Source organism: Pseudoalteromonas aliena SW19 (genome assembly GCF_014905615.1).
In the GTDB taxonomy this organism is placed as follows: Bacteria; Pseudomonadota; Gammaproteobacteria; order Enterobacterales; family Alteromonadaceae; genus Pseudoalteromonas; species Pseudoalteromonas aliena.
The window spans coordinates 723,281-749,096 of the sequence record NZ_AQGU01000029.1 but is presented as its reverse complement, the minus strand read 5'-3'; the positions used below and the strand labels follow the sequence as shown (position 1 = coordinate 749,096).

The window sequence follows — 25,816 nt, the reverse complement described above, 5'->3', positions numbered from 1 at the left end:
GCTATCCAAAATCAGCGTGCTAGCATTTAGTTTCTGAAATTATTGAAAGTTAATAAGCTATGAGTTTATCCGAAAAGAATTTTGCCTTTGTAATGCATTGTGGTGAAATGGGCAGCCGCTGGGGGTTCAATCGCACAATCGGGCAAATGTGTGGCTTGCTGATTATCACTAAAAACCCAATGACAGCCAATGAAATTGCCGACGCATTAAGTATTTCGCGTGGGAATGTGAGTATGGGTATTAAAGAATTACAATCGTGGCAGCTAATTAGAGTACAGCATATTCCAGGCGATCGAAAAGAATACTACGCCCCGGCGGGTGATATTTGGGATATGGCCAATCGTGTATTTGAAGAGCGAAAAAAACGAGAAATAGAGCCTACACTTACTTTACTGCGCGACAATTTATTAGACAAAGCTATCAATGACGACGAAATTTATGCTCAAAAGCAAATGGGCGAAATTCATAACCTACTTGAAACCGTGACCAAATGGTCATCCGAGCTACAACGCTTAACGCCTGAGCAGCTTAATAAACTGATGAAGCTTGGATCAGGAATTGGTAAAGTTATTGACTTAAAAGATAAAATATTTAAAAAAGAATAAAGCCGCCACTGCGACTTTATTTATTCATGCATTTAAATAATTAAATTTTAGGGTAAGCAATTTTATCTGATAAATAACCTACGCTGGTTGCAAAGTAATAAGAGCGATTCCAATGCATAAACACTTTGTAATTATCGTAGGCTAGATACATGCGGCCATTAATGTCATCAGGCATAACAAGTGCAGCACGCACATTAACATTGGGTAGGTCGCGCCCATCCGCTCTGCGAACACCTAAGGCTTGCCAATCGGCTAATGAACGCTCAGAATCATTCCAGTATTCTAGCCATTGTTTACGTGTTTTTGTGCCACGCACCAAAATATATTTACTATCAAAATTGTCAGGCAATTGAACTTGGCGACCCCATGTAAGAGAATCGTTCCAACCTTCTTGCTTTAAATAATTAGCAATTGAAGCAAACGCATCTTCTTTTGTGGTCCAAATATCTTTGCGGCCATCATTATTGTAATCAACCGCATAGGCATTAAATGAGGTAGGCATAAATTGCGTTTGCCCCATAGCACCAGCCCAAGAGCCTTTAAATTTATCTAATGTAATATGACCTGATTTTAAAATATCGAGTGCTGCCCATAGCTGGCGTTTATAAAGCGCTTCTCGGCGACCATCGAATGCAAGCGTAACAAGCGATGAAATTACATTGTGCCCGCCTTGTATTGCACCAAAGTTACTCTCAAGACCCCAAAGTGCCACGATAAAACGTGCCTGTACACCATACTCTTTAGCAACTTGTTCAAGTATGTCTTTATTTTCAGCATACAGCTTTCGTGCACGATCAATTTTCCACTGCGGTACACGTTTAGGTAAATAGGTTTTTAGTGTTTCTTTTACTTCAGGCTGATTTTTATCAGCTGACACTACTTTTTCTTTGTATGTTGCTGTTGCAAACGCGTCATCTATAAGTTTGGCTTCATAGCCTTTTGCAATAGCTTCTTGTTTTAAATTAGTTATATAGTCTTTAAATTCAGCTTGTGTTTTTGCCATTACAGATGAGCTTAGGCACAGTCCACATAATACGACTACCAGTTTTTTAATCACTATCGGCTCCATTTTGTTTTCGTAGTTCACTTAACAGATTTTGTTCAGGTGGGGGAAGTTGTAAATAATAGCCCTGATCAGTTAATGCACTTTTAACTGTTTCTAAATCAGACCCCCCTAAATGGTGACGCTTTGCTAAGTTGATGATCATTACATAATGAGGTTGACCGAACGTAGCCATTAAAGGTTCAGGTACTTTGCTAAAATCATCTCTTTTTTCGACAAATAAGAAAGTATCCGCTTTTTTCTTACTTTTATATACTGCAGTGAGCATTATGGCCCTATAAATTCTTGCTTAACAATGCTGCACACTATAACATGAGAGTAATAATAAGTTAGAAATATTAGATTATAAATTTCAATAAAGGCCTTATTCAGCCTGCGTTTATCTAAAATTATTTTCTGATCAGACAATTCAATTGAGCGTGTATGTCAGACCAAATTTTTGAGCTAAAAGGAAATCTTTTTACGTTATCAGTTTTACATCTTTATAGTACTGATATAAACCTATTAGCAGAACAACTGTATATCAAAATTGCCCAGGCCCCTAAATTTTTTGAGGGTGCGCCTATCGTTGTCAATTTAATTGAGATAAAAAACAGTACTCTTGATTTTGTACATTTAAAGTCATTAATAGAACGTATGAGTTTTAATGCTGTTGGTGTGTGTAATGGCTCCGACGAGCAACATGCACAAGCTAAAGCAGCGGGCCTGTCTGTATTAAATTATTCACAGGATGTTAAGAGTGAACCTGTTAAACAGGAGCTTAATACATCAATTGTCGAAAAAAATGTAATATTACCGGCACAAATTATTAACGGTACAGTGCGTTCTGGTCAGCAAGTATATGCAAAAGACAGGGACCTCATTGTATTGGGTGCGGTAAGTCATGGTGCGGAAGTAATCGCCGATGGCAATGTACACATATATGGAACCCTTCGTGGACGAGCGATTGCCGGCGCGAAAGGATTAAAAAACGCACACATTTTTTGTCAACGATTAGAAGCAGAACTTGTTTCTATAAATGGCAATTACTGGATCAGTGATTCGCTTCAAGGTGAACACTGGGGAAATGCTGTGCAAATACAACAAAAAAATGATTCATTAGAAATTTCAGCTTTGGTTAAAGGATAAATCTCATGGCAAAAGTAATTGTCGTTACCTCGGGTAAAGGCGGTGTTGGTAAAACAACATCAAGTGCTGCAATTGGCACCGGCTTAGCGTTAAAAGGCTATAAAACAGTTATTATCGACTTTGATATTGGTTTACGTAACTTAGATTTAATTATGGGTTGTGAACGCCGTGTGGTTTATGATTTTGTGAATGTGATTAACGGTGAAGCAAAGCTTAACCAAGCACTGATTAAAGACAAACGAGTGGATAAGTTATTTTTACTTCCCGCTTCGCAAACACGCGATAAAGACGCACTAACACGTGAAGGTGTAGAGCGTGTTTTAAACGAGCTCAAAGAAGACTTTGACTATATTGTATGTGACTCACCAGCGGGTATCGAAGCTGGTGCAATGATGGCAATGTACTTTGCGGATGAAGCAATTGTAACAACTAATCCAGAAGTATCGTCGGTGCGAGATTCAGACCGCATTTTAGGCATTCTACACAGTAAATCAAAACGCGCTGAAGAAGGCCTAGAAAATATTAAAGAGCATTTACTATTAACACGCTACAACCCTGAGCGTGTTGCTAAAGGTGAAATGCTGTCGGTTGAAGACGTGCAAGATATTTTAGCAATAGATTTATTAGGTGTGATCCCTGAATCACAAGCGGTACTAAGTGCATCTAACTCAGGCCAACCCGTTATTCTCGATAGTGAGTCTGACGCAGGGCAAGCTTATGCAGATGCCATTAATCGCTTACTCGGTGAAACCGTCGATTTTCGCTTCTTAGATGTAGAGAAAAAAGGCTTATTTAAACGGATTTTTGGAGGTTAACGTGTCTTTACTTGACTACTTCCGCTCAGAAAAGAAAAACAGTGCGTCATTAGCAAAAGAGCGATTGCAGATCATTGTCGCGCACGAGCGTTCTCAACGAGGTACGCCGGATTACTTACCACAATTAAAACAAGATATTTTAGATGTGATCCGTAAATACGTGAACGTAAGTAGCGATGCAGTACAGGTACAGTTCGATCAGAACGAAGATGATTTAGCCGTACTTGAACTAAACGTTACGTTACCCGATGAAGAAAAAAAATAATTAAAAAACGGACGCTCTAAGCGTCCGTTTTTATTGAAGCTATTTAAAGCTTCAACCATTAAATATGTTGCTAAAAATAACCCCCCTGACGATACCCCCTGCCTTAATAATATTAATCTATAGTAATACTTAATCAATTTGATGGCTTAATACAGCAGCACAATAAAAAACTGAAAATAAAAAAAGACCAAAAACGTTAGTTTCTGATCTTTTGTCTGTCAAAATTAATTTTCTCTAGCCAGAAATTTTCAGTCAAAACAAGGCGAATTGACGCATTAATAGCGGGCCTATTGTAAGTAAATTCAACGTAGTTAGCGCTGAAAACAGCTGCTTTTGATAGGTTTATTATCCAGAGTTCAGGTTATTTATCTAAGCCAAGTAACTCTATTTCGGCAATTTGTAGTAGTCCATCATTATTAGCGTTTTTGCTAATACTTAGGCGATAGCTCAAAAACTCAAAGCCATTATTAAAATCAAATGAGCGCCTTTGTAAACGCTCGTCCCAGCTTTCTCCTACCCAAGTAGAAACCAGCGTCCAACTTTCACCGCCATCGTTAGAGCCTAACAAACTAAAGTTTTCAGGGTCTCGCTCTGGCGCATCGTTAGCGCTTGTAATAGCAAGCCCACTGACAGCATGTGGATCACTAAAATCTATTTGTATCCATGCCGGGTTTTCGGTTGATGGCGCGCCCTTCCAATCATTATGATCAAGCCATTTTGTATTGGTATCGCCATCAAATGCTTTATCGGCGCTTTCTGCGTCCCCAATACTAAATCGAGCACTAAATGCGGTACTTGGATTGGTTGTTAAATCCTTAAACGCATAGTTTGGCCCAACCATACCTACCTCTGCTATTTGTACTAAGCCATCATTATTAGCATTTTTACTTATCGCTAACCGATAATGTGTATAAGGTAATGCATTTGCAACACCAAAAATACGCTGTTGTGATCGCTCAGAAAAGCTTTCACCAGCCCAAGCACCTAAGCTGATCCAATTTTCTCCATCATTTGATGCCAGAAGTTCGAACGACTCAGGATCTCGTTCTGGTGCGTCACCCGCACTAGTAATGCTTAACGTATTAACCGCGTGTGCTTGAGGCAGAGCCACTTGCAACCAGGCTGGATTTTGTACTGTTGGGGCACCTTTCCAATCGTTATGATCGAGCCATTTAGTGTTTATGTCACTATCAAAAGCTTGGGCTGCGCCTTCAGTATCACTTATACTAAAGCGAGCACTGTAAGTCGCTCCAGTAACTGTTGCATGGTTTTGACCAGGAACTTCAAGACCCACGAAGTCAATATCCGCAATTTGTAATAAACCATCATTATTTTTGTTTTTAGTCACTTCTAAGCGATAGCTAGTAAAAGCGAGTTGGTTTGTAAACGAGAACGCTTTTCGCTCACCTCGTGCATCGAAAGATTCGCCGACCCAACTTGCTAGTTTTTGCCAAGTAGCGCCATCATCGCTAGATGCTAAAATAGAAAAATTTTCAGGATCGCGCGCTGGTGCGTCATTCGCACTAATAAGTACTAACTGATCAACCGCTACAGCTTCTGTAAAATCCATCTGGATCCATGATGGTTTTTCTTCTGTTGGTGGACCTTGCCAATCATTATGATCGAGCCATTTTGTTGTCGGGTCATTATCGAACGCCTTATCTTGATTTTCAGCGTCCCCAATACTGTTACTTGCACTGGCAATACCTGCGACGATATTAGTGTGATCAAGAGTCGTAAATACCGGACCCACTAATTGAATATCCGCGAGTTGAACTAGAGTGTCGTTATTCTTATTTTTTGTGATGTTAATTCGATAGCTTAGGTATTTTTGCCCATTAGTGAATACAAATTCCTGACGAGAAAGGCGTTGTTCAAACGACGCCCCGATAATAGTTGCTAATGTAATCCATGTTTGTCCGCCATCATTGGATCCCAGTACTGTAAAGTCTTCTGGATCTCGCTCTGGTGCGTCATTTGCGCTGGTAATAAAAACGCGGTTAACAGCATGTGCTTGAGCAAAATCAACTTGTATCCAAGACGGTGACTCTTTACTTGGTGCACCTAGCCAGTCATTATGATCGAGCCATTTAGTATCAAGATTCGAATCAAATGCCTTACTTGCACTTTCTGCATCACTAATTGCGTTTCGAGCAGAAAATACTGCGCCTGCGAGGTTACTCGCCGTGGTGACCTCTATAAGTGGACCACTTGATGAGGCTTCATCAAACAGTGCTAAGGATAAATCAACGACAGACTCAGCGGTCAGCCCCAATTCGCTCGTTAAAGGATGTATTTTTATTGCTTCAAAAATACGTTGGCGAAGCGCCATTAACGGATCCGCTTTACCTTCTAATGCACTGCCTAAGTTTGAGTATGCTGCATCCATCACTGACTTTAAATTTTCATCGCTAGAAAATTGAGCAAATGATGCGTTTAAAAGTGAAAGTTTAATCGTTGCTTCATCTATAAACTGTGTTGAGCACACTTGTTCGCCACTGTCATTGTTTTCACATGTTTCGCCCTTGACAAAATTCTCTAATTTATCAGCGGCTACAACCGGCATTGTAAATACATTAGTATTTCCAGTTTGCCACCCAAACACACGTAACAGTAAAGCAGACATATCAGCTTGTGCGATTGCCATCAAAGCAGGTGTCGATACATTACGACCTTGTGAAATTTGCAGCTCTACTAATCGTGTTGCAAGGGTTGTTAATGCATTTACTTGTAACGTCATATCCTCAACACCATCGGCTTTATTGCCAAAAGGTACTTTAAGATGCCCTAATGTTGAAAACACAGTCCCTGCTATCGCAGTTGCGTTAGTAGCCTGTGCAAAATCAGTATCGCCACAACGAAGGGCATCACACTGCATGGCCGAACTATCTGTTGCGGCCACGTTAAGCTTAACAATTGTATTAATCCCAAAGCCAGCATCACTGGTTAGTTCAACCAAAAAAACACCATTTTGATCGGTACTGCGAGCTGCGCCTATGGTGAGGTGACTACCATTAAGTGCAGTTACTGATACATCTGCATTGCTAACCGCGCCCTTGATCATTGCACCTGCGACTTCTGCAACTGTAAACTCGGGGACCACAGGTATGTTATCTATTTTTGGATCGTTATCTGAACCACCACATGCACTTAGTAAGCTTGCCGCTATAAGTGATGTGCTTGCCAGTTTAAACATATTTAATGTATTCATAATATTGCCTTATCTGCTCAACGTTGATGACACGCTAACAAATCCTATTTAGCCTATATTGAGATTATTTATTGATTCTTATTTGCTACGGATTTTTAGTTAGCGAGTTGATTTAGCTGCTTAATATTCATCACTATGAATATTAAAATCGGTAAGTAAGCCCAGCATAGTAGCGTCTGCCGCTATAACTGCTGCTGCGTAACCTTGCTTCACTATCAGCGCCATAGAATGTTCTTGATTCTTCTTTCGTTAAATTGATCACAGATGCTGAAAAAACTAAATTGTCGAACACACTGTACGACGCATTTAAATCAACTTGCTGAAATGGTTCTTGAGAGACTGTTAGCCCATCGGCTAGCCCTAATGCCATCTTTCCACGACGGTTATAAGATGCTCTTACGCTATAAGTATCATTTTCGAAATAAGCCGAAAAATTAAATTGGTTATCCGCACTTCCCACTAAAGCCGATTCGCCAACTTTTTCACCATCAACACTAATATCAGCTTGATTGGTATCATTAAGCGTGTAATTAACGTTTAAGCCAAATCCATTATCAAATGCATGTTGAGCAAACAATTCAACGCCACGAGAAGTCGCATTCGTACCATTTGCTGTGGTCGTAAATGGCGTGACCGTGATATTGCCAGCAGGTACAATTTCAACCCCTGTATTAGGGTTGGTAAAACCGTCAAATGGTCGCTCTGAAGTAATAATTAAAGGAACAATAAAGTTATCAACATCTTTATTAAATAATGCAATACCAACAGCTGAGCCGTTGCTATAGTAATACTCTGCAGATAAATCTAATTGAACAGATTCGAATGGTTTTAACGCTTTATTCCCCCCTGAACCACTCCAACCTTGATCAACTGGGTTACTCCTAAATTCAAGTCTATCGTCTGCCCACTCTTGTGAAATAAAGGTTAGTTGCTCTGGGGCGCCTAAATCATTAAAAGGGGCACGAGACATAGTTTTGGCTGCCGCTGCACGGATAACGAATGAATCGCTAACGTCCCATACAAGATTAAAACTCGGTAAAAAACGTTGATCTTTTACTGTACGCTTTGTGGTTGTTTCAATATCAACTAAACGTGCGCTACCTAAAATATCTTCACCAGTTGCATCTTCTATGTCATCTAAGAAATAGTTGATTTTATCGGATGACATAATCTGTGTTTGCGTTTCAACATAACGTACACCTATATTCCCCCTAAAATCACCGAACGAAAAATCAGCTTGCAGATAGGCAGCGGTAATTTTCTCTTCAATATCAAAAACGAAATCGGGTTCACGACGGGTATATTTAACATACTCATTGGTGACAATATCGCGATATTGATCCCAATTTATGGTCGGCATTGTATTGACTTCAAAACCACCTGCAATATTTTGCTCCGATTCACGGTTTAAAACATCGTCAAGATTGGGCATCCCGCCAATCCATTGATAAGCAACTTCGTCAATAGCACCTTGGCTAAATGGGTCTAATTCACCGCTGGCAATTCTGTTTGCGCCATCTTGCGTTATAAAAAAAGTATTATTCGTTTCTCTATGCAGTGATGCTTTTCGATGTTTTACACCCATGCGCAGTGTATCTATGATGGAATAACTAATATGGTAATCTAAGTCTAGCTGAGCGTAATCTTCGTGTAAGTCACTCACTACAAAACTAGAACCTGTTGAACCTGGATCTGGATCGCCGGCAATTCCTGCCTGTAAGTTAGTCAAAAGAGCAGGATCGGCATACAAAGCAACACGCTCTCCTAAACGCCAGCCTGCAAATGATGCTGCATTTTCGTTGTTACCTGAATCACTTCGACTGGCAGGTTGACCACTTTTATAGGCTGCATTCCATGACTCTGATGGCCCTCCACTTGCTTTTGTTCTACCAAACTTTCCCTTTAAATCAAATACGTTCCCAGAATATTTAAATGCTAAATCGTAGGTATCTGACGTGTCTTTTTCTTTTGTATAACCTCCTATGATCCATGGAAACTCTAAGTTACCTTCTGCGCCTCCTGCACCACTTGTAAAGTCCATTCCAGTGACAATCGTTCCGGAGTCATCAAGTGTTACACCGGTTAAGTAATCGGGATTGTATTTCCACTCAGGGATCATTAGCTGAGATGTTGTGCGGTCTTGGCCCAATTCAAAATGAAAGTGATTAAAGGTTAGCTCTAGATCCTCGCTGACTCGCCATTGAATTGTACCTTGCAAACCTACTCGTTCTCGTTTTTCTTTTGTTACCCCAACACCGGCAACTTGTGGTGCCCATACTCCATCGTAGGTATTGTCATATGCATCTTCTAATGCACCAAAACGGCGCGTACTATCAGCAATTTCCTTGCCATTAATATCACTGGCAGGTAAATCAGAACCCGTTGCCCAACGCCAGCCTCCACCACCCGACATATCACCGGTTAAAGAGCGATTAGTACGCTCTTGCTTGGTGTAGCCGATTAAAAACCCAAAGTCTTCGTCATCATTTTTCCACGAATAAACACCACTAAAATTAGGTTCATAATCTTTAGTCACATCTGCATAGGTGTATTCAATATTAAAGGCTCCTGAGTTTGCTTCCATATTGAGTGGTGTACGGCTATGTAAAATAACGCTTCCCCCAACGCCACCTTCATCTAAACGTGCCTCTGAGGATTTAAAAACTTCAACCGATTGCACCATCGTCGATGGTAATAATGAGTAACTAAAAGAGCGCGATGGAGAACCCGGTGACGAGGCAATAAAATTACCATTGAGTTGTGTCAGCGTTAAATCTGATGAAAGGCCTCGAATACTCACGTTTTCACCTTCACCACCGCTTCGGGTTATAACCACCCCAGGTACTCGCTGTAACGAGTCGGCCACATTTTTATCAGGGAACTTGCCTATATCTTCTGCAGTAATCGCATCAACAATAGAATTAGAGAGGCGCTTAATGGCTAGGTTTTCAGCCATTGAGGCACGAATACCGCGTACTTCAATTATCTCAAAGTCACTTTCTTTTTCATTTACTTCTTCTTGTGCATAAACGCCACTGCATGCGCTCATTAAAGCAAGAAACAATGTCGATTTTTCAAAACGTCGTGAAAGCCGTATTGATTCTCGGCTGTTATTATTATTAGCCATGCCTATCTCCAATCTTGATGTGTTATGTGCAATTGTCAGTGTATGAGTTAACATTTTGTTAAACTGCGTTTTAGAATAGGGTTATGAGTAAAAAAGTGATAATAGAAATTCGGTCGCTACTAAAACAAAATCGGCGTTAAGGCTAAAAACAACACGATATGAGCTTTAGCCGATACAGCGTAAAGGTATTAAATTAGGCTAAACAAGTAATCTCATTTATAACAGCAACTAACTGCCAACCATTTCTTAACCCGTTGATTTTATATTAATATTTTTAAATCACTGAGCGCATATGAATAACACCTACCTGAAGAATAAAATAAATTAAGTAACAACATGATGAAAAAAAATATAAATGAGCAGTTAATGATTGATAATTTATCGCTTTATAAAAAGTGATAAAACAATAGTTAGGGTGAGTAAAATAAACAGAACTTAAATTAAAAATACTAAACAACACCTCTCTGCGCAGCCTAAGTAACGTACATATCACTCTATTTGATTGCGCATTTGTGAAGGTATTTCGCCAAATAAGCGTTTAAATTGTTTACTAAAATAACTTGGCTCTGAAAAACCACACTCATAAGCGATTTGCGACACGGGTAATTGTGTTTCAACCAGTAACCTTCTGGCATTTTCCAAGCGTATTTCATTAATAAACTGATTTGGGGTTTTCGCTAAATGCTTTTTAAAGCGACGCTCTAATGCACTGACTGAAAGGTGGGCGAGCTGTGCTAATTCCTCAATACAAATATGACGATGATAATGCTCACGTATATAATTAACAGGACCCTCTATTGCTCTTACATGCAACAATGCCTTTGATGTTTTTTGCAAATGCCGTGTTATCCCATAAGTACCGAGTATTTGATTACTCTCATCTGTGATCACTTTTTTAGATGTTGAAAACCACGCTAATTCACCATTTGAAGTCTGATTTAGCTCCAATCTATCTGTCACAATGTAACCGCTCATAACCCGCTTATCATCATTCACATATTGGAAAGCTAAATGCTTGGGTGAAAAATCAAAATCTGTTTTCAATAAAATTTGATCTAATGATTTATAGCCTTGATGCTCAATAAAATGTTGATTAGCATATAAAACCCTACTTTCATTATCTTTTACCCAAAAAAGAATGTCATGTAATAAATCAAAAGCCGCAATCAACTGATTAACGCCTGCTCTGGCTATGATCTCATCTATTTTCATACTTGCCACCCTGATGTAAATATAATTAACAGCTTTGATTAAAACGCCGATTTTGTTGCATTGTCAACCGAATTTTTGCTATCCCTTTTTCAACTCACTCCCTATTATTAATAACATGATATTAACTAATGGAGTGTTGTATGAATAAAGCCAGAATCCGAATGGGCATGATCGGAGGTGCTGAAGGCGCTTTTATTGGTGCAGTTCACCGTATTGCAGCACGCTTAGATGGTTTGATTGATTTAGTGGCTGGCTCTTTTAGTTCAGATCCAGCCCGTAGTCAGTCTACAGCAACCATGCTTGGGATAGATCCAGCAAGATGTTACGACACCTACCAAGATATGTTTCAAGAAGAGGCAAAGCTTGCAGATAATCAACGCATTGATTTTGTTGTTATTGTAACGCCAAATCATCTGCATTTTCCTATCGCCAAGCTCGCGATAGAGTCAGGCTTTCATGTGCTATCTGACAAGCCAGCGACATTAAATTTACAAGAAGCACGCGCATTACAAACCCTAATTAATAGTAGCGACTGCCTGTATGGATTAACCCATACCTATACAGGTTACCCTATGGTAAAAGAAGCCCGTTATCGTATTGCTCAAGGACAACTAGGCGCAATTCGTAAGGTAGTCGTTGAGTACAGTCAAGGCTGGCTTGCTACACAAGAAGATGAAGCTGGCAAACAAGCGCAATGGCGCTTAGATGCAACAAAAGCAGGGATCAGTTGTTGTATAGCCGATATTGGCGTACATGCGGCAAACTTAGTCGAGTACGTTAGTGGCCTTGCAATCGAGGCTCTGTGCGCGGACTTAAATCATGTCGTGCCCGGTAGGACACTGGATGATGACGGCACCGTTTTGTTGCGCTTTGATAATGGCTGTAAAGGCGTGTTACTGGCCAGCCAAATAGCATTAGGTGAAGAAAACAATCTTAATCTACGTATTTATGGTGATAAAGGCAGCCTAGAGTGGTCACAAATGGAGCCAAACAGCTTATGGCTGAAATCACACAATGCACCGACAACTCTACTTCGTGCTGGCGTTGCTTTACAAAGTGAAGCCGCGCGCAATGCATTACGCACTCCAGCTGGGCATCCTGAAGGATACCTTGAAGCGTTTGCCAATATATACGTTAATTTCACAAAATTGATTGAAGCAAAAAAAGCAGGACGCGCTGTAAATAATCATCAATTTGATGTCCCAGGTATTGAAGATGCGATACGTGGGATGGCATTTATTGAAAATGCAGTTGAAGCTTCGAGCAAAAATACAAAATGGCATACTTTTAAATTGGATGAACGATGAAAAAAATAAAAGGCCCGGCTATCTTCTTAGCGCAGTTTATAAGCGATGAAGCGCCCTTCAATAGTTTTGACGCTATTTGCCAGTGGGCAGGAAATTTAGGTTACAAAGCAATTCAACTCCCGACATCAAATCCACAAATATTTGATTTAGAAAAAGCAGCCCAAAACCAAGATTATTGCGATAACGTGCTGCGTATTGCCGCAGATGCAGGGCTTTGTATTTCGGAGTTATCCACTCACTTGCAGGGCCAGCTCATTGCTGTGAACCCGACATATGATGAAATGTTTGATAATTTTGCGCCACAGACTGTGCACGGTGATCCAATCGCAAGAACACAATGGGCACAAGCACAACTGATGATGGCCGCAAAAGCCAGCAAGCGATTAGGTCTTAAAACGCACGTCACCTTTTCAGGCGCACTGCTTTGGCATACTTTTTACCCGTGGCCACAGCGACCAAAAGGTCTTGTTGAGCAAGGATTTAAAGAATTAGCAGCACGCTGGCTGCCAATTTTAGATTACTTTGATGAAATGGGCGTGGACGTCTGTTACGAACTTCATCCTGGTGAAGACTTACACGATGGTATAACATTTGAGCGTTTTTTAGCTGCCACAAATAATCATCCACGCGTTAATATACTTTACGATCCTAGCCATTTTGTTTTACAACAGCTTGATTACTTATCATTTATTGATATTTATCACACTAGAATTAAAGCCTTTCATGTTAAAGATGCGGAGTTTACGCCAAATGGTCGTTCCGGCGTATACGGAGGATATCAAGAATGGCAAGACAGACCAGGGCGGTTTCGCTCTTTAGGTGATGGGCAAGTTGATTTTAAGTGTATATTTAGCAAACTAACACAATACGGATTTGACGGTTGGGCAGTTTTAGAATGGGAATGTTGTATTAAACACCCTGAAGATGGTGCTAAAGAAGGCGTTCATTTTATTGAAAACCACATAATACGCCCAACCGATAAAGCATTCGATGATTTCTCAGCAACAGAGACTAATAGCGAACGAAACAGCCGTATTTTAGGTTTAAGTTAACAGGATATTTAGAATGAATAATAACAATAACATTATATTTCGGCTCTGTTGTATAGCGCTCATTGTTACCTCAATGACCTTTGCTATTCGTGCCGGTATCTTAGGTGAATTAGGTGAACAGTTTGGCCTCAGTGGCACTCAATTAGGCTGGGTTAATGCAATGGCATTTTTAGGATTCCCAGTAGCGACGATGCTAGGTGGGATTATCTATAATGTTATCGGCGCTAAAAAGCTGGTTGCGTTGGCCTTTATCTGTCACTTGGGCGGGTTACTTTTAACTATCACGGCAGATGGTTTTTGGGGATTGCTAATCTCAACATTTTTAATTGGTTTTGCTAATGGCTCTGTAGAGGCTGGTTGTAATCCATTAATTGCTCAAATGTACCCTAAAAATACCACCACAATGTTAAATCGTTTTCATGTGTGGTTTCCAGGCGGTATTGTTATAGGTGCACTGGCTTCAAATGCTATGACATCCGTTGGTCTAAATTGGCAATGGCAAGTATCGCTTATTCTTATTCCTACTATTGTATATGGCGTGATGGTTGTTAAATCGCAATTTCCACAATTCGATAGTCAAGAAAACTCAACTGCCACGAATGTAAAAAATCTAATATCGCCACTGTATTTATTTCTCATTGTTTGTATGACGATCACAGCTATTACTGAATTTGGAACACAACAATGGATAGAGCAAATTTTAGGTTCATCCGGCGCATCCCCAATGGTTATCTTAGCGTTGATCACCGGCCTAATGGCACTCGGACGATTCTTTGCAGGCCCTATAGTACATAAATTTAGTCCAACGGGTGTGTTACTCGGATCTGCTATTTTCTCAACACTTGGGATATTTTTAATGAGCCAAGCTCAAGGTGATGCGATTTACTTTGCCGCAGCCATGTTCGCGCTTGGCGTGACTTACTTTTGGCCCACTATGATCGGCTGCGTTGCTGAATATGCACCAAAAACAGGCGCATTAGGCATGTCACTGATGGGAGGTGCGGGCATGTTTGCTGTCAGTATGTGGAACCCTGTTATTGGTCATTGGATTGATAATGCTCGCCTTAACGCACAAACAAATAACATCAGCGTAGAACAAGTAGAAATAGTGGCAGGTCAGGCCGTTTTACAAAATTTACTCATTTTTCCAATCGTGTTAATTGTTGTTTTTATTGGTTTACACCTATTTATAACAAAAAATAAAAGCGTTGAAAAAACGTATATTAGTAGCAATAAGTAAAAGAATATAAGAGGTTACATATGTTTAAATCAATCCAAATTCTATCACTTGCAGTTGCTCTTAGTAGCAGTGCTTACGCCCACACTGTTGATAATCAACTTACCAACGAAGAGCAAAAAGCAGGTTGGCAATTGCTTTTTAATGGCCAAGATATGTCTCATTGGCGAAATTTTAAAAGTGATGAGATAAGTCCGCAATGGGTAATTACTGACGGAGCAATGATGCTCACTAAAGGTGGCGGTGATATTTTAACTAAAAAAATGTACCGTAACTTTGATCTTAAAATAGATTGGAAAATTTCAACTAAAGGAAATAGTGGGATATTTGTGCTCGCGGACGAACTGGGAAGTATGATTTATTCTCACGCACCTGAAGTGCAAATAATCGATAATGAAGAACATCCCGACAATGAAATAGACTCGCATTTATCGGGCTCTATCTACGATCTGTTTGCAGCGCCAAAAGCCGCGCATAAGCCTGCAAACACTTGGAATAAAGTCCGTATTCAAATGCACGATAAACACCTACAGGTTTGGCAAAATGGGATTAGTACGCTAAGTATTGTTATAGGCAGTACCACGTGGGACACGCTTGTTAAAAATAGTAAATTTTCTACATGGCTAAATTTTGCAACTGCGGATCGAGGCCATATTGGCTTACAAGATCATGGTGACAAAGTATGGTTTAAAAACATTAAAATTAAGGAGCTGTAACATGCCAGCATTTAATCATAAAATTTTAGTGGTCGGCTCGGGTGCTGGTGGTGCAATGGCAGCTTACACCTTAACCAAATTAGGTCATAAAGTACTGTTACTCGAAGCGGGCCGCGATTACGACCCAAAAAAAGAAAGCCCGATGTTTCGTCGTAACAGCGAAGCTCCCTTAATGGGCGCAGGCAATAAAGATAAAAACTTTGGTTTTTACGATGCAACCGTTGATGGTGGCTGGCAAGTTCCTGATGAACCTTATACCACTGCAAAAGGCAGTGATTTTTATTGGTGGCGTGCCCGTATGCTCGGCGGTAGAACTAATCACTGGGGACGCTATTCATTACGTTTTAGTGAACATGATTTTAAAGGAAAAAGCCAGGACGGCCACGGTGCAGATTGGCCATTTGTTTATGAAGACATAGCCCCGTGGTACGACAAAACAGAAGAACTAGTCGGTATTTGTGGTACTAATACCGGCCTGGATGACATGCCGCCATCAGCGCCTGGCGTATTGCAGCCGCCGCCAACACCTAGGGTTCCCGAGCTATTAATTGCAGCAAGCGCTAAAAAATTAGGGATTGCAGCTGTACCCATGCACAGAGCCGTATTAACACGTAATAAAGACGACCGAATGGCCTGTTTTTATGCAACACCTTGTGGACATGGCTGCTCTATTGGTGCGGCATTTCAAACCACAACGTCGCTTTTACCTATGGCTAAAGCAACGGGGAATTTAGAAATAATTACAGATGCTATGGTTAAGTCTGTTGCAGTTAATGACGATGGCAAAGTCACTGGAGTGACCTACATTGATAAAAAATCCACGAGTGAGCATGTAGTATCCGCTGATATCGTCATTCTTGCTGCAAGTGCCTGTGAATCTGCACGTATTTTATTAAATTCAAAACACACAAAACATCCAAAAGGACTGGCAAACTCAAGTGGCCAAGTTGGAAAAAATTTAATGGATTCTACCGGTGCATGGTTAGGCGCACAAATACCCGCACTTAAAGGCCGACCACGCTATAACGAAGATGGGCATACGGGAAATCATCTATTTATTCCTTGGTGGGGACACCAAGCACACGCTAAAGGTGAACTTAATTTTCCACGTGGTTATCATTTTGAAATAAGCAGTGGTTTTAATCAGCCTGGCTCTGGTGTATCTGGTGACAAGCGGGGTTATGGCGTTGAGTTAAAACAGCAAGTGCGCGATGCGTACGGCTCTTATGTAGGGTTTGCTTTGCGAGGTGAGATGTTACCAAACGATGACTCGTATATGGAAATAGACGAAAACGTTAAGGATAAATGGGGGATCCCCGTCTCAAAATTTCATTTTAAATGGTCTGATCGTGAACTTAAGCAAATTGAGCATGGTTTAAAAACAGCGAAAAAAATATTAGAAAACTTAGGGGCAAAAATAGATAAGCTCCCACCTGCTGAAAAAGCAATTTCAAAAGGCGGTGAAATAATTCATGAAGTGGGTACCACTCGCATGGGTAGCTCGCGCAAAGAATCTGTTACTAATCAATGGGGGCAAACATGGGATTGTGACAACCTTTTTGTAATGGATGCCGGTGTATTTGCCTCTAACCCACATAAAAACTGCACATTAACAATTATGACATTGGCAATGCGCAATTCTACGTGGATCGCTAAACAGATTGAAAAAGGAGTGCTTTAACATGCATTCACAAAAGAGTGTTGACTCATATAAATATAGTTCAGGCATGACACGCAGAGAGTCCCTTAAATGGTTAGGCCTACTCGCTGCAGGCTCTGCCGTTTCACTAACAGCCGGTTGTAGTAAAGTACTCGAAGAAACGATTAGCACCCAAGGCCATTGGCCAAGTTTAGAGCTGCCACCCATTACAGCGAAAGGCTATGGTACTGATCCTAATATGTTGCTACCACCTGAGTCGCCTTGGCCACTTACCTTAACAAATGAACAACTCACTCTCGTGGCAATACTTGCAGATTACATTGTTCCCCGAGAAGGTGATTCACCGAGCGCCTCAGACGTTGATGTACCGAGTGTCATTAATGAATGGGTTAGCTCCCCTTATAATGGTCAACAAAAAGACCGGGTAACAATTTTACATGGGCTTGCGTGGATTGATGACGAATCAATACTTCGTTATAAAAAGATTTTTGCGAAACTTAAAGCTGTGGAACAAAAAGCAATATTAGATGACATTGCTTATTTTGACGATAATACACCGGCACAATTTCAGCGTATAGGTAATGCGTTTTTACGCTTCAAAAATTTAATTTTAGGCGCTTATTTCTGTACACCTCAGGGGTGTAAAGATATAGGTTATTTAGGAAATGTGCCTATTGCCGGTGACTACCCAGGCCCTACAGCGCAAGCAAAAGCTCACCTTGATAACGTTTTAGCTGAACTTGGCTTAACCCAATACGCCTATAAAGATTAATAAAAAGCAGGGAGTATTCTCTGCTTTAACAGGTATTTGATAATGTTTAAAAATACACTTTTACACACTACATTTATAGTTTTAACCACCCTAATTTTTACTCTCTACTCATTGAGCGCTTTCGCTACAATGCCTAAACCAACGCCACGAGTGAGCGTGCAGTTATGGTCGGTAAAAGAAGCACTTAAAAAAGATTTTGATAGTACACTGCAGTCCCTTTCTGAAATGGGATTTGATGGGGTAGAGTTTGCCGGTGATTTAGGGAGTTATAAAAATAGCCCTAGTAAACTTAAAAAGAAACTTGCTAGTCTCAATCTTGTTGCAAGCAGCGCGCATATCGGCTTTGATTCACTCACAGAAAAAACACTTACCAACACCCTACTCTTTTACAAAACATTGGGTGTAAAGGTATTATTTGTACCTTGGGATGAAAGAGCGTGGCATCCAACGGGGGTTACAGCCCTTACAAAACAACTGGCGCATATGAACGACATAGCACAGCGCTATGATATGCATATTGGTTTTCATAATCATGATAAAGAATTTAATCAATTTAACGACGCTACGTATTGGGACTATATAGCAAAAAACACACCGCAATCATTGCCGCTTCAGCTAGATATTGGCTGGGTGCATTTTGCTGGTAAAGAGCCTACTCATTACATAAAGAAATATCCAGGGCGTACTTTTTCAACACATTTAAAAGTAAGAACGCATCAAGGCGATGGCCTAAGCCCAATATTTGGTGAAAATGACTATCTATGGAAAGTAATAATAAATTCGCTAATTATGGACGGTGATCTGCAGTGGCTCGTCATTGAACAAGAGGAATACCCTAATAACTTAACGCCGCTTGAAAGTGTTGCTCAATCAAAAAGTAACTTAGATAAAATTTTAAAAGAAATGACAGAGTAAGCTTGCTGAAATTTCAAACAAAAGGGGGCCATATATCGCCCCCGTTAAATTAGCAGTAAACATCCCGTTATTAACTCACATTAAAGCAATACTGTTTAGCTGTCCCACTCTTTTAGTACGTCTTTAACGTATGTATAACGCCAAGAACTCAATAAGTCGGGTTTTATATATTTAACTTTTTGCTCTGCTGTTAACTTCCAATTCCAACTTATCAATTGATTGACTTGTTTTTTAGAAGCCATCACATCATCAGGAATATTATGCGCTTTTGCTACTTTAGTAATTTTTTGTTTAACATCTTTTGCTACTTTTTTATAAATAGGAAAATCAATTAAGCGCTTTAACACAGCAGGATGTTGCTCTTGCGGTATCAACTTAGCAATCTCGATACATTTTAAAATTTCTACACCTGAGCGATTAACTTCAATCGCTTCAACACCTGATATTTGTCTAAGTGCATTTAAACTAGACGGACCGCGTTTAGCTATTTCCGCCATGTTATGCTCTTTTAGTACAAAATTAAGTGCTAAATTCTTTTTAATGGCTTTATTTCTGCGCCAAGTAGCAAGCTCTTTTAATACAGCTAGTTCATGCGGTTTAAGCTGCCACGCATTTTTAATATCTTTATATAAAAATTCATCTGGTGTTTGAAATGCGCGCTTATTTGCAATTAATTCACTTTCGTTGATAACGATGTCAAATAAATCAGCCGCTTTAATACGCTCAATAATTAGATCAAAGCATGGTAATAAGTGAAATGTATCAGCTGCTGCATAATCAAGCTGTTTAGGGGTTAATGGACGCTGTAGCCAATTAGTGCGAGACTCACTTTTATCTATTTCTATGCCTAGCAGCTCTTTTACCATCAGCGCAAAGCCCATGCAATTCCCTTCACCAAGTAATTGCAAAGCAAATTGTGTATCGAATAATGGTGCGGGTACAAACCCTGCGTACTTTTGAAATACTTCGATGTCTTCTGAAGGAGAATGTAATACTTTTAAAACAGCAGGATCTTTTAAAATTTGCCAAAAATCAAATAATGATAACTCAGCCAGTGGATCAATAAGCGCAAGATGCTCACCATCGTATACCTGAATAAGTGCAACTTCAGGATACAGCGTACGGCGACGCATAAACTCAGTATCTATAGCTAAAACGGGTTTATTTTGGATCTGCTCAACGAACGTATTAAGCTGGTTTTGTGTTTGGATCAATTGGTATTGCACTTAGTCTCCTACAATAAAAAAGCCGGCATATGCCGGCTTTTTTATAGGTTGCTAATCTTTCAAGGCTCTTCTGAGTATTTTACCTACATTTGTTTTAGGTAACTCATCCCTAAACTCAACGAGTTTTGGAACCTTGTAATTAGTTAAATTATCACGGCAGTGCTTTATTATATCTTTTTCAGTTAAAGATGGGTCTTTTTTCACAACAAAAACTTTAACTTGTTCGCCGCTTGCATCGTGAGGTACGCCAATAGCGGCTACTTCAAGTACACCTTCGTGCATCGCAACAACTTCTTCTATTTCATTTGGAAATACATTGAAGCCTGACACAATGATCATGTCTTTTTTACGATCAACTATAAAAAAGAAACCTTCATCATCGTATGTGGCAATATCACCAGTAGCAAACCAACCATCTTTTAAACATTCAGCAGTTGCATCTGGGCGATTATAATAACCAAGCATAACCTGTGGGCCTTTAACCCATAACTCTCCAGGCTCTCCTTTAGCGGCTTCTTCACCATTATCAAGCATTAACTTAATATCAGTATTCGGCGCAGGTAAACCAATTGAACCATTATATGCTTCTAAATCGTATGGGCTAATAGTGACCAAAGGGGCGCACTCTGTAAGGCCGTAACCCTCCATAAGTTTAGAACCCGTCACTTTTTGCCATTTTTCAGCAACAGGACGTTGAACAGCCATTCCTCCACCAAGCGACATTTTTAAATGGCTAAAATCTAGATCTGCAAAGCCTGGTGTATTTAATAAACCATTAAATAATGTATTAACACCCGTAACAGCAGTAAATTTAGCTTGCCCTAACTCTTTGACAAAGCCCTTCATATCGCGAGGGTTGGTAATAAGTAAATTCAAACCACCGTACTTCATAAATGTTAAGCAATTAGCCGTTAAAGCAAAGATATGATAAAGCGGTAATGCAGTAACCACCACTTCCTTACCACGCTCTAATACTTTATCTAAACAACCAGACACTTGTTCAAGGTTACCTACCATATTGCCATGGCTTAGCATTGCACCTTTAGATACACCTGTCGTACCGCCAGTGTATTGCAAGAATGCTAAATCACTTAAGTTCATTTCTGGTCGTTTATATGCAGTTTCATCCGCATCTAATAAATCAGAAAACTTAATTGGATTCGGTAAGCTGTACTTAGGGACCATTTTTTTAACGTGTTTAACGACAAAATTTACAATGTGCTTTTTAATACCACCAACCATATCACCCACTTGCGTTACTACAATGTGTTTAACATCAGTATGCGCAAGTGATTTCTCGAGCGTGTCTGCAAAGTTAGCAAGTATAAAAATTGCTGCAGTGTCCGAGTCTTTAAGTTGGTGTTCTAATTCACGAACCGTGTATAACGGGTTAACGTTAACAACGACACAACCGGCTCTTAAAATACCTAAAATTGATACTGGTGTTTGCAACAAGTTAGGCATCATGACGGCCACTTTGTCGCCTTTTTTAAGACCTAAATCATGTTGAATATAAGACGCTACTTTTTTCGTTGCAGTATCTATTTCGTTATAAGATAGTGTTTTACCCATATTAGTAAATGCAGGTAGATCTTTGTAATCACTAAAACTTTTTTCGAAAACTTCGAGTAACGAGTTGTAATGCTCAGGATCGATTGTTTCAGGCATACCCTCTGGGTAGCGCTTAAGCCAGATTTTTTCCACTCTTAGCCCCTGTTTATAATTATATTTTTATTAACCTTAATCTAAGTAAGGCACTTTAACAATTGAGCAAATACTCTAATGTGCGAATAATCCCACATTTAGCGTTAATATACAATTAACATGCACCACTTTGCACCATAAATGCATGAATGTGTTCAAAACATAGCTCACTACTTTGCATATGGCAATGATGACCGCCATCTACGTTTATTACACTCAAGTTACTGTAATAGCTAATATACTTTGCTAAGTTTTGTTTTACAAACGAATAACCTTCGTTCCCTAAAATTAACTGACATGGTGCAGATAAATCTTTTATTGCACCAATGCATTGCGCCTCATCAAACCTAAAACCTGAGTGATTTTTAAGCTTTGGGTCTGTTGTGAGCACAAAGCCATCATTTACTGGTTTTATGTTTCGGTCCATTAATAGCGCAATTAGCTCATCATCTAAATCAGTTGTTTGTGATCGCGCTTCGTAAATAAGCGCTTTCGATTTATAAATTCTAGATTTTTTATTTTTTAAACGCGCTCTATTTAATACTGCACTTTTTAGCTGCTCACATACCGCTTCACTGGGGGTAGTAACACAACCGATCCCTTCAATAAAGCTGACCGACTTAACATAATCGCTAAAACAACTCGCAAAAATCCCTGCGACCATAGCCCCCATCGAATGACCAACTAAGTGTACTTTTTTAACCCCTAATGTATTGATAAATTGATACACATCATCAATATAATCAACAAAGTAGTAATGCGCATCATCACTTTTCCACGAAGACAACCCGTGCCCAACAAAATCAATGCAGTACCAAGTTTGACTCGGTTGCACCTTATTAAGCATAGGAAAAAAACTGTTGCTATTATCAAGCCAACCATGAAGCGCAATAACAACATCACCACCGGAGCCTTTCTTTAAGCCATGAATATTTGAATTATTGATTTTAATATTAAATGGCTGCACACCCGACCTCTTCCTACTTTTAGCTTATTTATAACATACTAGTTGTCAGACCACTAACATATCGTTAGCCATTTTTATAACTGATAAAAATATATTTTAGCTAATATCCTTAACTGAATAAAAAATTTTTAACGACGTTATAGTGCAATTTAATTCGTTAAATTGATCAAAGATTTATGCAGTTTGGTATTAGTACATAAAAGCGATATATTTTTTAACTATAGAGATTATAAATACCAACCCAATACTCTTTTAAAAACAACATCACTTATTGTAATTCATCTCATATATTAATTTATTTATCATGCTTAAGGTATACAATAACGCAGGCTTTTAAATAAGGTACACTCAAAAGGTACAACTATGAAAAAACAGTTCAGCTTATTAGCACTTTTGTGCTCTGCATCAGGTGCTTACGCAGAGTCAGCGCCTAAAAATGTAATTTATATGATTGGTGACGGCATGGGTCCGGCATACACCACAGCTTATCGCTATTTTAAAGATGACCCTGCAACTAAAGAAATCGAAGGTACCGTTTTTGATACGATATTAAAGGGCATGGCGCATACCTATCCGGATGACCATACGTATGTAACCGATAGTGCAGCAGGTGCGACAGCACTTAGCAGCGGGCATAAAAGTTACAATGGCGCTATAGCCGTAGATACACACAAAAAAGCGGTTAAAACCATGCTTGAAATTGCAAAAGAGCGCGGTATGACAACGGCACTTGTTGCAACATCACAAATAAATCATGCAACGCCTGCAAGCTTCGCTTCGCATAATGAATCGCGTAATAATTACGATGCGATTGCTAACGACTACATAGATAATAAAATTGTTGGTAAATTACCAGTCGATTTAATGTTAGGTGGTGGTACTAAATACTTTATTAGAGACGATCGTAATTTAGTTGATGAGTTTAAAGCCGCTGGCTATCAATATGGCGATGACATTAGCAATCTCGGCCAAATAACTCAAATACCCGCTTTAGGTTTGTATGCGCCAAAAGGTTTACCTTTTGCACTTGATGAGAACCCAACTCGCCTTACGCAACTAACATCCAAAGCGCTTGATTTACTAGATACTCAAAACAAAAGCGGTTTTTTTGTGATGATTGAAGGCAGTCAAATAGATTGGTGTGGTCATGCAAATGATATTGCTTGTGCGATGGCTGAAATGGACGACTTTGCAAAATCAATTGAAAAAGCAAAAGCCTATGTCGACAAAAATAAAGATACTATTTTAGTAGTAACAGCCGATCACTCTACAGGAGGATTAACTCTTGGGGCACACGGTCAATACAAGTGGGAAACTGAAGTAGTTAAAGGCGTTAAAGCAACCGCAGGTAAACTTACTCAGTTATTACTTGATGCAAAAGATTTAAAATCAGTGTGGACGACTAACACGAACATTGAATTCACAACTGAAAATCAAATTAAACTTGAGCAAGCTAAAAAAATGGGCGACAAAGCGCTTAATTTAGCCGTTAAAAGTATTATTAGTGATACTAGCTTTACTGGCTGGACAACAGGCGGACATACAGCTGTAGATGTTCAAGTATTTGCCTATGGTAAAGGTAGCGAGCATTTTATTGGATCACAGAACAATACTGACATTGCTGATAAGCTGATTGGCTTTATTGAAAAGTAAACTTTGACACTGTAATAAAAAAGCCCGAATGTGTGTTCGGGCTTTTTTATTCTGTCTTTAAAGCGTGCTAATAAACTTTATGCGTAAATATCAACACCTATTAAATTTTGCACTTCAGCACGGCGCTCTAAATTAGCAAATTCAGTATAAGTAGAAATTGCTTTGCTTACTTGAGCTGATGGTTGGTCGTAAATTGTTTGACTGTATTCGTTGCTTTTAGCGCTGCTTTTAAACAGTTGATTGGCAAGCTCTTCGCCTTTTTTACTGCTTTTTACATAATCGGTATTCGCTTTTTGTGTAGCCGGTTGCTCTACTAAACTCTGTGGTTTATTAGTAACGACTTGAGTAGAGCTAACCCTCCCCGGAATATCTCCGGTAAAAAAACCTGAACCAATAGGCAGCGTCATTACGCGTCTCCAACCTTAATATTGTTTAAAATTATGATTTAAAAACAACCAATTTGCAAATAATACGATTACTCACGCCCAGGTAGCTTTTTCCAAGTTACCGTATCACGAACATATTTAGGTTGAGCATCGCTTGCTTTGACAATATTACCCGATAAAAACGCGGCTTCAACATGCGCTAACATATATCGTGCATCAGGTAATGTAATCTCACTATTAATTGTCACGTTTTCAAAGTTATTAAGCGCACCTGGGTAGGTTTTAAACCCAGTGCCCACTGCGATAGATGGCTCAGTAGAAGTAATATAGTCATCGCTTAATAGGTCCGGCTTTATTACACACTCTTGATTGACCAGTTGCACTAAATTATTTTTTGCTTGGTAATGGGCGAAATATATTTCCCCCATACGCGCATCTATACTAGGGAAAACACTAAGGCTGCCGTTTTGTTCAAACGCTTGTTGCGCCATAATAGCAAGTGTTGAAACGCCAACTAGTGGTAAGTTTGTTGAATACGCAAGCCCTTGTGCTATTGCAACACTAATACGCACGCCAGTAAAACTACCGGGTCCTTGACCAAAACCAATCACATCTAAATCTTTCAATTTACAGTTAGCCTTGGTTAACAACTCATCCACGAGTGGAAGTATTTTTTGGCTGTGCTGCTGTGGGCATTCTTCAAAATGATGAAATGTTTGGCCCTGAAAATGTAAAACAATTGACAGTGCTTCAGTAGAAGCGTCGAGGGCGAGGATATTACTTTTAATCATTTTA

The 25,816-nt window shown here is 39.6% G+C and carries 22 protein-coding genes; 12 read left to right on the top strand and 10 right to left on the bottom strand.

Translation table 11 applies throughout. The features are described from left to right. Positions 1 to 59 precede the first annotated feature (59 nt). A complete protein-coding gene (locus tag PALI_RS19695; protein WP_138586659.1) occupies positions 60 to 605 on the top strand; it encodes a GbsR/MarR family transcriptional regulator in 546 nt (181 codons plus the stop codon). Positions 606 to 645: 40 nt separating this feature from the next. Here PALI_RS19695 and PALI_RS19690 read toward each other — a convergent pair whose 3' ends face one another. Together PALI_RS19690 and PALI_RS19685 are read right to left on the bottom strand one after the other, a co-directional pair. After that, positions 646 to 1,662 (bottom strand): lytic murein transglycosylase, encoded by a 1,017-nt coding sequence (locus PALI_RS19690; protein WP_138586660.1) that lies wholly within the window; start codon positions 1,660 to 1,662, stop codon positions 646 to 648. Next, positions 1,655 to 1,936, bottom strand: coding sequence for a YcgL domain-containing protein (locus tag PALI_RS19685; RefSeq protein WP_138586661.1), 282 nt, complete (start codon positions 1,934 to 1,936; stop codon positions 1,655 to 1,657). The genes PALI_RS19690 and PALI_RS19685 overlap by 8 nt, the downstream gene beginning before the upstream one ends. 155 nt (positions 1,937 to 2,091) lie before the next feature. On the opposite strand from PALI_RS19685, the gene minC reads away from it, so the two are divergent. From minC to minE, 3 genes are read left to right on the top strand one after another with little or no spacing between them, the layout of a single operon-like run. Then, positions 2,092 to 2,796 (top strand): septum site-determining protein MinC, encoded by a 705-nt coding sequence (gene minC, locus PALI_RS19680; protein WP_138586662.1) that lies wholly within the window; start codon positions 2,092 to 2,094, stop codon positions 2,794 to 2,796. Positions 2,797 to 2,801: 5 nt separating this feature from the next. After that, positions 2,802 to 3,611 carry a septum site-determining protein MinD gene (gene minD, locus PALI_RS19675; protein ID WP_077535291.1) on the top strand — a complete coding sequence of 270 codons (810 nt, stop codon included), beginning with the start codon at positions 2,802 to 2,804 and terminating at the stop codon, positions 3,609 to 3,611. A 1-nt stretch (position 3,612) separates the two neighbouring features. After that, positions 3,613 to 3,876 carry a cell division topological specificity factor MinE gene (gene minE, locus PALI_RS19670; RefSeq protein ID WP_007377619.1) on the top strand — a complete coding sequence of 88 codons (264 nt, stop codon included), beginning with the start codon at positions 3,613 to 3,615 and terminating at the stop codon, positions 3,874 to 3,876. Between the two features lie 361 nt (positions 3,877 to 4,237). On the opposite strand, the gene PALI_RS19665 is transcribed toward minE, so the two are convergent. The 3 genes from PALI_RS19665 to PALI_RS19655 all read right to left on the bottom strand — a co-directional run bounded on the left by PALI_RS19665 (position 4,238) and on the right by PALI_RS19655 (position 11,426). After that, positions 4,238 to 7,087, bottom strand: coding sequence for a discoidin domain-containing protein (locus PALI_RS19665; RefSeq protein ID WP_193156712.1), 2,850 nt, complete (start codon positions 7,085 to 7,087; stop codon positions 4,238 to 4,240). Positions 7,088 to 7,229: 142 nt separating this feature from the next. Then, complete coding sequence (locus PALI_RS19660; protein ID WP_193156711.1) at positions 7,230 to 10,214, bottom strand: TonB-dependent receptor; 2,985 nt, start codon at positions 10,212 to 10,214, stop codon at positions 7,230 to 7,232. A 489-nt stretch (positions 10,215 to 10,703) separates the two neighbouring features. Continuing rightward, the gene (locus PALI_RS19655) at positions 10,704 to 11,426 is read right to left on the bottom strand and encodes an AraC family transcriptional regulator (protein ID WP_193156710.1); all 723 of its coding nucleotides are present in this window, start codon (positions 11,424 to 11,426) and stop codon (positions 10,704 to 10,706) included. Between the two features lie 140 nt (positions 11,427 to 11,566). Between PALI_RS19655 and PALI_RS19650 the strand changes: the two genes are divergently transcribed. From PALI_RS19650 to PALI_RS19620, 7 genes are all read left to right on the top strand, one after another. After that, positions 11,567 to 12,733 carry a Gfo/Idh/MocA family protein gene (locus tag PALI_RS19650; RefSeq protein ID WP_193156709.1) on the top strand — a complete coding sequence of 389 codons (1,167 nt, stop codon included), beginning with the start codon at positions 11,567 to 11,569 and terminating at the stop codon, positions 12,731 to 12,733. Further along, positions 12,730 to 13,785: a sugar phosphate isomerase/epimerase family protein gene (locus PALI_RS19645; RefSeq protein ID WP_193156708.1), complete on the top strand. Its 1,056-nt coding sequence runs from the start codon at positions 12,730 to 12,732 to the stop codon at positions 13,783 to 13,785. The genes PALI_RS19650 and PALI_RS19645 overlap by 4 nt, the downstream gene beginning before the upstream one ends. A 13-nt stretch (positions 13,786 to 13,798) precedes the next feature. Further along, positions 13,799 to 15,025 (top strand): MFS transporter, encoded by a 1,227-nt coding sequence (locus tag PALI_RS19640; protein ID WP_182702245.1) that lies wholly within the window; start codon positions 13,799 to 13,801, stop codon positions 15,023 to 15,025. A gap of 20 nt (positions 15,026 to 15,045) precedes the next feature. Then, a complete protein-coding gene (locus tag PALI_RS19635; protein WP_193156707.1) occupies positions 15,046 to 15,738 on the top strand; it encodes a 3-keto-disaccharide hydrolase in 693 nt (230 codons plus the stop codon). A 1-nt stretch (position 15,739) separates the two neighbouring features. Beyond that, a complete protein-coding gene (locus PALI_RS19630; protein ID WP_193156706.1) occupies positions 15,740 to 17,419 on the top strand; it encodes a GMC family oxidoreductase in 1,680 nt (559 codons plus the stop codon). Position 17,420: 1 nt separating this feature from the next. After that, positions 17,421 to 18,170 carry a gluconate 2-dehydrogenase subunit 3 family protein gene (locus PALI_RS19625; RefSeq protein WP_193156705.1) on the top strand — a complete coding sequence of 250 codons (750 nt, stop codon included), beginning with the start codon at positions 17,421 to 17,423 and terminating at the stop codon, positions 18,168 to 18,170. A 129-nt stretch (positions 18,171 to 18,299) separates the two neighbouring features. Continuing rightward, positions 18,300 to 19,085: a sugar phosphate isomerase/epimerase family protein gene (locus PALI_RS19620; RefSeq protein WP_226894568.1), complete on the top strand. Its 786-nt coding sequence runs from the start codon at positions 18,300 to 18,302 to the stop codon at positions 19,083 to 19,085. A 95-nt stretch (positions 19,086 to 19,180) separates the two neighbouring features. Here the strand turns inward: PALI_RS19620 and rnd are convergent, their stop codons facing one another. From rnd to PALI_RS19605, 3 genes are all read right to left on the bottom strand, one after another. Next, on the bottom strand, positions 19,181 to 20,311 hold the full coding sequence (gene rnd, locus PALI_RS19615; protein ID WP_193156704.1) for a ribonuclease D: 1,131 nt from the start codon (positions 20,309 to 20,311) through the stop codon (positions 19,181 to 19,183). Positions 20,312 to 20,362: 51 nt separating this feature from the next. Then, on the bottom strand, positions 20,363 to 22,015 hold the full coding sequence (fadD, locus tag PALI_RS19610) for a long-chain-fatty-acid--CoA ligase FadD (protein WP_138584026.1): 1,653 nt from the start codon (positions 22,013 to 22,015) through the stop codon (positions 20,363 to 20,365). Positions 22,016 to 22,130: 115 nt separating this feature from the next. Next, on the bottom strand, positions 22,131 to 22,982 hold the full coding sequence (locus tag PALI_RS19605) for an alpha/beta hydrolase (RefSeq protein WP_138584025.1): 852 nt from the start codon (positions 22,980 to 22,982) through the stop codon (positions 22,131 to 22,133). Between the two features lie 363 nt (positions 22,983 to 23,345). On the opposite strand from PALI_RS19605, the gene PALI_RS19600 reads away from it, so the two are divergent. Then, positions 23,346 to 24,635, top strand: coding sequence for an alkaline phosphatase (locus tag PALI_RS19600; protein WP_193156703.1), 1,290 nt, complete (start codon positions 23,346 to 23,348; stop codon positions 24,633 to 24,635). Positions 24,636 to 24,712: 77 nt separating this feature from the next. Here PALI_RS19600 and PALI_RS19595 read toward each other — a convergent pair whose 3' ends face one another. Together PALI_RS19595 and tsaB are read right to left on the bottom strand one after the other, a co-directional pair. Next, positions 24,713 to 25,042: a hypothetical protein gene (locus tag PALI_RS19595; protein ID WP_077535275.1), complete on the bottom strand. Its 330-nt coding sequence runs from the start codon at positions 25,040 to 25,042 to the stop codon at positions 24,713 to 24,715. Positions 25,043 to 25,110: 68 nt separating this feature from the next. Continuing rightward, a complete protein-coding gene (gene tsaB, locus PALI_RS19590; protein ID WP_193156702.1) occupies positions 25,111 to 25,812 on the bottom strand; it encodes a tRNA (adenosine(37)-N6)-threonylcarbamoyltransferase complex dimerization subunit type 1 TsaB in 702 nt (233 codons plus the stop codon). Positions 25,813 to 25,816 lie beyond the last annotated feature (4 nt).